We start from the raw sequence: 11244 nt of genomic DNA, 5'->3' as shown, positions 1-11244 counted from the left end.
TGAGATAAGGAAAGTCGTCACTATCCTCTTTTGGACGGTAACAAATTGGATAAAATACGAACTACGGGAATGATTCGGCTTGTTTTTCTATTTCCTAAATGGTCAAATTATGATAAAATGGAAAGAGTGAAATTTTAAGATTGGAAAGAGAAAAGTGGCTCAATTATATTATAAATATGGGACGATGAATTCTGGCAAAACCATTGAAATTCTTAAAGTAGCCCATAACTATGAAGAGCAAGGCAAGCCCGTTGTCATCATGACCTCTGCCTTGGATACTCGTGATGCCTTTGGCGTTGTTTCAAGCCGTATTGGTATGCGACGTGAAGCGGTAGCGATTGACGATGATATGGATATCTTTGGTTTTATCGAAAAAATGGAACCGCGTCCTTACTGTGTTCTCATTGATGAAGCACAATTTCTTCGACGTCATCATGTCTACGCACTTGCTCGCGTAGTCGATGAATTAGATGTACCCGTTATGGCTTTCGGTCTTAAAAATGATTTCCGAAATGAACTATTTGAAGGTTCCCAACATTTGCTCTTATTGGCTGATAAATTAGATGAAATCAAAACAATCTGCCAATATTGTTCTAAAAAAGCCACCATGGTTTTGCGAACACAAGACGGTAAACCTACCTATGAAGGAGAACAAATCCAAATTGGTGGCAATGAAACCTATATTCCTGTCTGTCGCAAACATTATTTTTCACCGGAGATTGAATTGTAACCCAAGGTTCTAGATCGATGGCTGAAGGTATGATTTTTGAAAAAAAACGAAAATAGGCTACGAACTGTGCCTGTTTCATGACCTACATATTACAGAAAGGAACTGAACACGCCCTACAAGCTGTGTCAAAAAGATAATCTCTCCAAGTGTTTGTAACACTTGGTCAAAATTCCTATTTTGACTGTGCTTGCTTAACGGGCTTTGTATCTTAATAGAACTGAACACGCCCTACAAGCTAACTAGAAGTGTGTTCTTTCCAAATTTTTAGAAAGGAACTGAATTCGGGCTACGAACTGTGCAAAAAAGATAGTTTTTCCTAGGATGCTTTCGTCCTTCGTCAAAACTCCTATTTTTGCTTTGTTCGTTTAACGCCCTTAATATCTTAAAATTATGAACATCTACGATCAATTACAGGCGGTGGAAGATCGCTACGAGGAACTTGGTGAATTGTTGTCTGACCCTGATGTAGTCAGCGATACCAAGCGTTTTATGGAGTTGTCTAAGGAAGAAGCGGCAACTCGTGACACAGTAACAGCCTACCGCGAATATAAGACTGTACTTCAAAACATTATCGATGCAGAAGAGATGATTAAAGAATCTTCTGGTGATGCTGACTTGGAGGAAATGGCTAAGGAAGAACTCAAACAAGCTAAGGCTGATAAAGAAGCTTACGAAGAAAAGCTGAAAATCCTTCTCTTGCCAAAAGATCCTAACGATGACAAAAACATCATCTTGGAAATCCGTGGCGCCGCAGGTGGTGATGAAGCTGCCCTCTTCGCTGGTGACCTCTTGACCATGTATCAAAAATATGCAGAAGGTCAAGGCTGGCGTTTTGAAGTCATGGAGGCTTCTTATAATGGTGTCGGCGGTATCAAGGAAGTGGTTGCCATGGTCTCTGGTCAATCCGTTTATTCAAAACTCAAGTATGAATCAGGAGCTCACCGTGTCCAACGTGTCCCTGTGACAGAAAGCCAGGGACGTGTCCACACCTCAACAGCAACCGTTCTTATCATGCCAGAAGTTGAAGAAGTGGAATATGACATCGATCCAAAAGATCTTCGTGTCGATATTTACCACGCATCTGGTGCCGGTGGTCAGAACGTCAACAAGGTTGCGACTGCCGTGCGTATCGTTCACTTACCAACCAATATCAAGGTAGAAATGCAGGAAGAACGGACCCAGCAGAAAAACCGTGAAAAGGCCATGAAGATTATCCGTGCCCGTGTAGCTGACCACTTTGCCCAGATTGCCCAAGATGAGCAGGATGCAGAGCGTAAATCTACCATCGGTACTGGTGACCGTTCAGAGCGTATCCGTACTTACAACTTCCCACAAAACCGTGTGACAGACCACCGTATCGGCTTGACCTTGCAAAAGCTCGATACCATCTTGTCAGGTAAGATGGACGAAGTCGTTGATGCCCTTGTTCTCTACGATCAAACGCAAAAACTAGAAGAGCTTAACAAATAATGAATTACGCTCAATTATTTGCAGCATACGAAGAACAATTAGTCGCAATCGGTGAAGAGGCAGAATCCCTGTCCTTCACCTTTCGTGGCTTAAAGGGACTGAACTTTGCGGAATTTCTCCTCCTGCTCCGTCAGGAAGTTACACCGACTGACAAAGAAGAGATTGATGCGATTTTTCAGCAACTTTCCCAGCACCGACCTGCCCAGTACATTATCGGCAAGGCTGATTTTCATGGCTTGGAGTTCACGGTAGATGAGCGAGTCTTGATTCCAAGACCTGAAACGGAAGAATTAGTCGATTTGATTTTGCAGGAAAATAGCAGAGCAGGTTTGCGTATCTTAGACATCGGTACAGGAAGCGGTGCCATAGCTATTTCCCTTGCAAAAACTAGACCTGATTGGGAAGTGGTTGCGGTGGACATTTCAAAGGATGCCCTAGCAGTGGCTCAGGAAAATGCAAGAACTAATCAAGTCTCTGTACACTTTCTAGAATCGGATGTCTTGCAAGCAGTGACAGGGCATTTTGACATCATCGTTTCCAATCCGCCTTACATCTCACCAGATGACACAGATGAAGTTGGACTCAATGTATTGACTTCTGAGCCACATCTGGCCTTATTTGCGGAAGAAGATGGCATGGCTATTTATAGACAAATTGCGGAGCAGGCAGGCGCATTTTTGAAGGAAAATGGAAAACTCTACTTTGAAATTGGCTACAAGCAAGGGCAAGACCTAACTGACTTACTCGCTCTGCATTTCCCCAAAAAGCGAATTCGAGTCCTCAAAGACAAATTTGGACAGGATAGAAAGGTCGTCGCGGATGACAATGGATAAACTCCGAACAATCCTTGAAAATGGTGGAGCCGTGGTTTTGCCGACTGAGACAGTCTACGGGCTTTTTGCCCAAGCCTTGAATGAAGATGCAGTCAATCGTGTCTATCAGTTGAAACAGCGACCTAGGGACAAGGCAATGAACTTAAATGTCTCAAATCTGAACGATATTTATTTTTTCAGTCAAAATCCACCCCATTATCTGGAAAAACTGTATAATAGGTTTATGCCAGGACCGCTAACAATTATCCTGAAAGCGAACAAAAAAGTTCCTTTTTGGGTTAATTCTGGACTGGATACTGTTGGATTTCGTCTTCCCAATCACGAACAAACCTTACGTTTGATTTCGGAGACTGGACCACTTATTGGACCATCCGCCAATATTTCAGGAAATGAAAGTGGCAAGAAGTTTTCGGACATCCAGGCACAATTTTCAGTTGATTTGCCTGGCATTGAGGATGACCAAGCTCTGACAGGTATTGATTCAACGATTTTGGACCTTTCTGGACAGAAAGCGCGAATTTTACGCCAAGGTGCTATCAGCCGCGAAGAAATCCAAGCTGCTGTCCCTGAAATAGAATTTGAGTAAAATTTTTTGGAGGATTGACTTTATGGAATATAATAAACAAGAAAAGGCACTACTTAAAAGATTTAATAAAGTTAACTTTAGAGAGTTTTCTAAAGAAGATATTCTTGAATTAAATTCAAAACTTGCTGAAGTTGATCCAGAAGTTGCTAAAGCAATAGTAGCACAATTTCCAGAGTTTATTAATGGAGCCAAGACCACTATTAAAGAATTTCAAATTGTTGTTGACAAGGCTATGGAGAGCAACGAAGTAACGCAAAAAACTATTTTCGAAGCCTGTAAACAAAAATTGAATATTTTGGAAAGAATGTTAGAAGATGAACATCTAACTTTTGAAGAAAAGAAATATTACTTGTCCGAAATGCAAGATATTATTGAAAAACTTGACTCACTAGATTCTAAAAATAAAGAGTGGTTAGGAAAATTGCTAAATACAGCTGGTTACTTTATAGTTGGAAGTCTGGCCATTGGTTTAACAATTTTAGGCATCAATAATACAAAGAAATAGACAGGATTACCGTACATAATTATTGACAAAGTTGACTACAAAAAATTTAGGAAGTAATTCATGCTACGGAATTCGAGGATTACGACATGATTCGAAATATTGAGTATGCAGATTTGTCAGCGATTAGAGAAATAAATGCACAAGTCTTGGGCTACGATGTTCCTCTTGAGCAAACAGAAATACAATTTAAACGTTGTTCAGAGACTAATGGACATATTATCTTGGTTTTTGAGGACGATGAAACTGGTCAAGTATCAGGCTATATTCATGCTCAAATCTATGAAAGTCTGTATTCAAATCGTGGTCTTAATATTCTAGGATTGGCTGTTCTTTCAGAATGCCAAGGCAAGGGAATTGGTTCAAAATTGTTACAAGCAGTTGAAAAACTAGCTATAGACAAAGGACTATCTTTCATTCGTCTCAATTCAGCTGAACACCGTAAACAAGCCCATCGTTTTTACGAGCATTTGGGATATGAATCTGACAAATTACAATATCGCTTTATCAAGCACTTATAAAGGAGTACCGTATATGATTTTTGACAAAGTTAACTACAAAGAATTTGATAAAGAAGTTTGGGAAGCTATCCAAGCTGAAGAAAAACGCCAACAAAATAATATCGAATTGATTGCGTCTGAAAACGTTGTTTCTAAAGCTGTTATGGCAGCTCAAGGCTCTATTTTGACCAATAAATACGCAGAAGGTTACCCAGGTCGTCGTTACTATGGCGGTACGGAATGCGTTGATGTAGTTGAAAGTTTAGCTATTGAACGTGCTAAAGAAATATTCGGTGCGAAATTTGCTAACGTTCAGCCACATTCAGGAAGCCAGGCCAATTGTGCTGCCTACATGGCCTTGATTGAGCCAGGAGACACTGTTATGGGGATGGACTTAGCTGCAGGTGGTCACTTGACTCACGGTGCATCAGTTAGCTTCTCAGGACAAACTTACAACTTTGTAGCTTACAATGTTGACGAAGAAACTGGCTTGCTTGATTACGATGTAATTTTAAAACAAGCAAAAGAAGTACAGCCAAAATTGATTGTAGCAGGTGCTTCAGCCTATGCACGTACAATTGACTTTGCTAAATTCCGCGAAATTGCAGATGCAGTGGGTGCCAAACTGATGGTTGATATGGCTCATATTGCTGGTCTTGTAGCAGCAGGTCTTCATCCGAACCCAGTGCCACATGCCCATATTACAACAACTACGACTCATAAAACTCTTCGTGGGCCACGTGGTGGTTTGATTTTGACCAATGATGAAGAACTCATCAAGAAAATCAACTCAGCCATCTTCCCAGGAATCCAAGGTGGTCCATTAGAGCATGTCATTGCTGCAAAAGCCGTATCTTTCAAAGAAGTTTTGGACCCAGCTTTCAAAGACTATGCTCAGAAAGTGATTGAGAACAGCAAGGCCATGGCCGAAGTCTTCCTTGCAAACCCTAACTTTAAAGTCATCACAGGAGGAACAGACAACCATCTCTTCCTCGTTGACGTGACCAAAGTTGTTGAAAATGGTAAAGTTGCTCAACATCTCTTGGATGAAGTAAATATTACTCTCAATAAAAACTCAATTCCTTACGAAAAACTCTCACCATTCAAAACAAGCGGTATCCGTATTGGCTCTGCGGCCATTACTGCTCGCGGTTTTGGAGTAGAGGAAGCTCGCAAGGTCGCACAACTAACTATCAAAGCACTTGAAAATGCAGAAAATGAAACCGCTCTTGAGGAAGTCCGTCAAGAAGTGCGTGCTTTGACAGATCAATTCCCACTTTACGAAGGTTTATAATGGATATATTTGTAAAAAAAGCCATCATACATCAATTTAGTCCTGATGATACAGAGCTGGTCCTTGCCGACCAGCTTTTGACTGTTAGCCCAAAAATAGAAGAATATTTGCGTAAAAAGATTGAACGTGTCTTTTCTGATGAAGCAAAAACAGGACAATTTAACCCCGACAATCCTTTTCTTGACTATTTAGATGGTGACCTACTGACCAACTCTGTCAAGATTGCCAATCTCTGGAAAGAAGAATTTTCAATTTCTGAGAATTTAAAAACCAATGACCTCATTTTCATAGAGTTTGAACGAAATGGTGTGGAGCATTTCGCCTTTCTAAGAATTGCCCTGCGTGAAAATCTCGCCCACGTTGGTCTGGAAAGCGGAAGTCCTTTAAAAATCACCCAGAATAATTTACCTGGAGCAGGTTCAGCACCTGATGAAGCCTTGATTGTCAATCTTCAAACGCGGAAGTATCATTTGATTGAGAAAAGAATCAAACACAATGGAGCCTTCCTCAATTATTTCTCAGATAATCTTCTGCAAGTTACACCAGCTATTTCTGCAAAAAAATCAATCAAAGCAGTAGAGCAAACTGCACAGAAGATTGCTGATAATTTCCATCAAGGCGATTTTCAATTTCAATCGAAAGTCAAGTCAGCTATTTTCAACAATTTGGAAGAAGATAATGAGCTTTCACCTGAAAAATTGGCTGATCAGTTATTCGATAACAACCTGACCGCTCGTTTAAATTTCGTCGATCAACTGAAAGAGGTCATACCTGATAAGATTTCCTTCGATGAAATTGATAGTAGCCGTCAACTTAAGAAATTTGAAAATCAGAAGCTATCTTTATCAAACGGAATTGAGTTGATTGTGCCAAATGCAATCTATGAGGATGCAGAATCGGTTGAGTTTATTCAAAATGACAACGGAACATATTCTATTCTTATCAAAAATATTGAAGACATAAAGAGCAAGTAAATGAAAAAACTGATACGTACGCTGATACTTCTTTTGCTGATTTTTCTCGGTTACAAATTCTATCAAACCTACAGTGCAGTCAAGCAAGTGATGACCTATCAAACTATGGTACAAGAAGTATTGGCTGAAAACGACACACCAGCTAATGAAGAACTAGTCCTAGCAATGATTTACACAGAAACCAAGGGACAAGAAGCAGATGTCATGCAATCAAGTGAGTCCGCTACTGGCTATGCTAACACTATCACGGATAGTAGAGAGAGTATCAGGCAAGGAATTATCTACCTAACAGAAAACCTACGGTTGGCTGAGGAAAAAGGAGTAGAGGTTTGGACAGCAGTTCAGGCATACAATTTCGGTCCAGCCTATATTGACTATATTGCTGAGCATGGTGGAGAACATACACTCTCTTTAGCTAAAGAATACTCCAGAACAGTAGTAGCACCAAGCTTAGGGAATACTACAGAAGAAACATATACCTATTTTCATCCCTTGGCTTTGCTAAATGGTGGGAAGTTATATGTAAATGGTGGAAATATCTACTATGCTAGACAGGTTCGTTTTAATATGCACCTGATGCGCCTCATTAATTTATTTTAATACCTATCAAACTCATCGGAAATCTGATGAGTTTTTTTAACTACAGCATTTTTACAAACTAGGTAAAATTGTAGTATAATAAAGAGAATAGGAGACAGAGTGATGAAACGAAATGTATTGATTACAGGTGCAAGTAGTGGCATTGGCAAAGCAATCGCTTATGTGTTTGCTGCTAATGGTGATAATATCATCATTACAGGACGAAGATTGGACAAACTAGAAGAAATTAAGCAAGATATTGAAAAGCAATACCATGTTCAGGTATCAGTTCATTCATTTGATGTTACGAATATGGAACAAACAATTGTAAATTGTCAAAAAATCTTAGAAGAAGTTGGACAAATTCATATTTTGGTAAACAATGCTGGCCTGGCATTGGGATTGGACAAATTCCAAGACTATGATTTGACTGACATGATGACAATGATTGATACCAATATTAAAGGATTACTAACTGTGACACGTCAGTTATTGCCACAAATGGTTGAAAATAATGAGGGTCATATTATCAATATTGGATCAACAGCCGGTATTTACGCCTATGCAGGAGCTGCTGTCTATGCTGCAACCAAATCAGCTGTCAAGGTGCTTTCAGACGGGATCCGTATTGACACGATTGATAAAAATATCAAGGTAACTACGTTACAACCCGGTATCGTTGAGACTGATTTTAGCCAAGTCCGTTTTCATGGAGATAAAGAGAGAGCAGCGACAGTCTATCAAGGAATTGATGCTCTTCAAGCAAATGATATTGCCAACTGTACGCTATTTGTTGCAAATCAACCTGCACACGTGCAGATTTCTGATATGACCATTATGGCAACCAAGCAGGCAACTGGCTTTACTATTCATAGAGATTAGAGGGGAGATAGCTAGAATGAAAAGAAAATATTTAGCACTCGCTCTTGGCTTGCTCACTATCATGTCGCTTTCTGCCTGTCAAACTGAAAAGAAGGGCAGTTCCGCAAGTACCTCAACTGCTGATACCCAGGTTTCTAATGCCAATACAAGCACGTCATCAACAATCCAACGTGAGATTTCTCTTAGTTCTATGGATATAGATGCTCTAATGCAAGGCAATTACGATAGTATACTAGGCACCTGGCAAAATAGTCAAGGAAATTCACTAGTCTTCAATAGCAAAGGATTAGTAGCAGATAGCCAGTCCTTACTTGGCCGCGGAAAAATAACTGACGGAATTTTTGAAACAGGCTATGTAGACGCAACGATTGGCGATGTAACACTATTAATGATTCCCAAAGGAACACAAGTAAATACAACTGAGACAGACTCTACTGACTCTACGCGCGATAGAATGATTGTAATAAGCCAAGAAACAACAGCAGACGTAGTAGATGTCTATTATCGCTTGACCAATTCAGCTACTAGCGGTATAGACCCATTAAAAAACACTGAAACAGGCGTCCAGTTGGATAGTGGACCAAAAACGATTGATTATGCCAACTCAATTTTAGGCGAAAACAATTGGCGCGTCATTGAAGGTAACTACACGCGCACCGAATCTATTCCTTATAATATTTTGGAAGGCGATGATAATGCCCGTTATACTATTTACCAAAACGGTGTCATTATCAATGCAGATTATCAAATTGTTTATCAACCATAATGATTCTCTAGGAGGTTAGACATGACATTCACATCATTTGAACCAACACGCAATGTGCAAGATTTTCATTTGGCAGCCTTTGCCTACTATGATGGACTAGATGTAATCGACCAACTCAAACCAGGAACACCTGTTCAGCTAGTCGGAGAGCCGTCAAACCCACATGACTCAGAAGCTGTAGCAATCTTTTATCAGGGCACAAAGTTAGGATATATCCCATCGGATAAAAACTCACTAATCAGTCGGTTAATCTATTTTGGACACGGCGATATTCTAGAGGCACGTATTCAGATGTCCAATACAGAAAATCATCCCGATCGTCAGTTTCGAGTCGTTGTAAAACTAAAAGATAATCGTAAAAATGATAGTCGGTAATTTACCAACCTAACCATTTTCTACTTAACACGGAGCTGTGCCCTCCGTTTTTGTTCTTCAATAATACTTAAAAAGGCTGCAAACTCCCTATCCAGGCGATGTTGGTAGGCCTTATTTTTTATTGTGAGATCTTCCAGGAACACTGGATAGGTTCCTTTTTTATACAATTCTCCTTGAAAGAAGAAGCGGTCCGATAATTTATCAACTGAAACAAGCGAAGAACGCCAGCGGCTTTTACGAGAATGAGAAGGTTTCCAAGATATTTTTAATTGCTTCTCATAAAAGTACCAGCCCATAATATAGATTTTAGTAATCTGATTTCGTTTCCTGTCTTGATAGAAACAAGGAACTGCATAAACATTTCCATGCTTTGTTTGCAAAAAAGGATGAAAATCTTTTATCTTTTCGTATTCTTTCTTTGGAATAAGGGTTAATTGATTATCCTTAATAACCTTCTTTTCATCAATAGTATACGAATAACGGTAGGGGTCATAAATGGTTGATTGTCCACGCGCTCTATAACGCTCTGCCATTTCCTTAAAAATAGGTAGACGTCCATAACCATCCATCAGACTAGATAGACTAAGTCCTCGTCGATTATTATTTTTCTTCACACCAAGAATCTGGCAGGTAGGCCAATAATTGATAGGAATGGCTCCTAATCCAACCAGAAGACCGGCGCTGTCAAAATGACTGGCAAAGCGTACCTCACGAGTGTGACCAGTCTCATTTTTCAAATCAACAAATATAGGTTGCTTGTCCTGTTCAAAAACAATTATATAATTTCCAGAAGACTCCGTATTTTCTCTAATTGGAACGGTGTAGAAGTGGTGAAAATTTGGTAATTCTAGTAACTTTCCAAGTGTTGATGTTTTCATAACACAAGTATAACAAAAAATATTTTTCAAATCCACAAAAAAATGTTTAATTCGTTAAACAAAAATAAAAAAAGCTGGGAAAGACATCCATGACGACTTTCCCACTCCCACCGTTTATTCAAGGATAGGTGATAATTGTCTTATCTACCGAATCTTCCAAAGCCTGGCGCGATTCTTCTGATAAACGCAAATCTGCAAGGGTTTGTTCTGAAAAATAGTAGGGATTTAAACTATCTACAAATGCAGAAATTGAAATGATAGCTTTCTCCAATATCAGAGATTTTTCAGTGTAAGCAAAGGGGATAGCAGACCAATCATCACTCTCAAACATTTCTAAAATATCTTTTTGAACTTGAATTTCAGCCTCATTTTTAGCTGAAACTAGGATTGTTTTTAGTGTCGTACGAAAACTTTCCTTGTCTTGCACCAAGTCTTCCAAGGTCAGCAAGCTTTCATCTGCCTTCTCATAAAAAATATCTAATTCCGTCTCTGACGAAGTAGTCACATGGAGCCAGTCAGCCTTGATACTGGTTTTCATTACTGCATAGGCAGAAGTATTTTCAAAGGGACTGCTGCGCGTTTGAGGATAGAGAACAATCCACTCTTTCTGGAATAGATTGTCAGGTTTAGCTATTTTCAGTTCCTCCTCAGAAGCTGTACCAATCCGCTGGCTGATAGCAGTAGTGGCATCTCGTTGATAGAATCCAATGATACGCGGATTTTGCGGACCACCAATGGCATCAATTTTTGTTCCTAGATCATTAATAATACGTATGTTCAAGGAATGACACTGCTCATTTATAGTTGTTTAGTTTTTATTTGATGTATGATAAAATAGACTTATGACTTACGGAATTGATTTTAGAAAACGCGTT

Annotated in this window: 13 protein-coding genes and 1 pseudogene; 12 read left to right on the top strand and 2 right to left on the bottom strand. The window is 39.5% G+C overall.

The features are described from left to right. Positions 1–154: 154 nt before the first annotated feature. The 12 genes from P7J36_RS11110 to P7J36_RS11055 all read left to right on the top strand — a co-directional run bounded on the left by P7J36_RS11110 (position 155) and on the right by P7J36_RS11055 (position 9491). The gene (locus tag P7J36_RS11110) at positions 155–730 is read left to right on the top strand and encodes a thymidine kinase (protein WP_099832767.1); all 576 of its coding nucleotides are present in this window, start codon (positions 155–157) and stop codon (positions 728–730) included. 390 nt (positions 731–1120) lie between these two features. Continuing rightward, on the top strand, positions 1121–2200 hold the full coding sequence (prfA, locus tag P7J36_RS11105) for a peptide chain release factor 1 (protein ID WP_002943195.1): 1080 nt from the start codon (positions 1121–1123) through the stop codon (positions 2198–2200). Beyond that, positions 2200–3033: a peptide chain release factor N(5)-glutamine methyltransferase gene (prmC, locus tag P7J36_RS11100; protein WP_408552142.1), complete on the top strand. Its 834-nt coding sequence runs from the start codon at positions 2200–2202 to the stop codon at positions 3031–3033. Before prfA ends, prmC begins: the two co-directional genes overlap by 1 nt. Beyond that, positions 3026–3619 (top strand): L-threonylcarbamoyladenylate synthase, encoded by a 594-nt coding sequence (locus P7J36_RS11095; protein WP_408552146.1) that lies wholly within the window; start codon positions 3026–3028, stop codon positions 3617–3619. Before prmC ends, P7J36_RS11095 begins: the two co-directional genes overlap by 8 nt. 22 nt (positions 3620–3641) lie before the next feature. Next, positions 3642–4124 carry a hypothetical protein gene (locus P7J36_RS11090; RefSeq protein ID WP_398581708.1) on the top strand — a complete coding sequence of 161 codons (483 nt, stop codon included), beginning with the start codon at positions 3642–3644 and terminating at the stop codon, positions 4122–4124. Positions 4125–4210: 86 nt separating this feature from the next. Then, entirely contained in the window at positions 4211–4642 is a 432-nt protein-coding gene (locus P7J36_RS11085; protein ID WP_408552143.1) for a GNAT family N-acetyltransferase, read from the top strand. Between the two features lie 13 nt (positions 4643–4655). Then, positions 4656–5915 carry a serine hydroxymethyltransferase gene (gene glyA / locus P7J36_RS11080; protein ID WP_044775802.1) on the top strand — a complete coding sequence of 420 codons (1260 nt, stop codon included), beginning with the start codon at positions 4656–4658 and terminating at the stop codon, positions 5913–5915. Beyond that, entirely contained in the window at positions 5915–6889 is a 975-nt protein-coding gene (locus P7J36_RS11075; RefSeq protein WP_024397858.1) for a nucleoid-associated protein, read from the top strand. The genes glyA and P7J36_RS11075 overlap by 1 nt, the downstream gene beginning before the upstream one ends. Next, positions 6890–7489: a lysozyme family protein gene (locus P7J36_RS11070; protein ID WP_002934990.1), complete on the top strand. Its 600-nt coding sequence runs from the start codon at positions 6890–6892 to the stop codon at positions 7487–7489. Between the two features lie 102 nt (positions 7490–7591). Continuing rightward, on the top strand, positions 7592–8350 hold the full coding sequence (locus P7J36_RS11065) for an SDR family NAD(P)-dependent oxidoreductase (protein WP_015646851.1): 759 nt from the start codon (positions 7592–7594) through the stop codon (positions 8348–8350). Positions 8351–8366: 16 nt separating this feature from the next. Further along, a complete protein-coding gene (locus P7J36_RS11060) occupies positions 8367–9116 on the top strand; it encodes a DUF6287 domain-containing protein (RefSeq protein ID WP_408552145.1) in 750 nt (249 codons plus the stop codon). A gap of 21 nt (positions 9117–9137) precedes the next feature. Continuing rightward, a complete protein-coding gene (locus P7J36_RS11055; protein WP_002943204.1) occupies positions 9138–9491 on the top strand; it encodes an HIRAN domain-containing protein in 354 nt (117 codons plus the stop codon). Positions 9492–9511: 20 nt separating this feature from the next. Here the strand turns inward: P7J36_RS11055 and P7J36_RS11050 are convergent, their stop codons facing one another. Further along, the gene (locus tag P7J36_RS11050) at positions 9512–10369 is read right to left on the bottom strand and encodes a hypothetical protein (RefSeq protein ID WP_024376992.1); all 858 of its coding nucleotides are present in this window, start codon (positions 10367–10369) and stop codon (positions 9512–9514) included. 118 nt (positions 10370–10487) lie between these two features. Further along, positions 10488–11171: pseudogene (locus P7J36_RS11045) on the bottom strand (hypothetical protein); the annotation flags it as partial. Positions 11172–11244: the final 73 nt, after the last annotated feature.

Source organism: Streptococcus suis (genome assembly GCF_046032115.1).
Classification (GTDB): Bacteria; Bacillota; Bacilli; order Lactobacillales; family Streptococcaceae; genus Streptococcus; species Streptococcus suis_AJ.
This window is presented reverse-complemented; position numbering and strand designations above follow the sequence as displayed.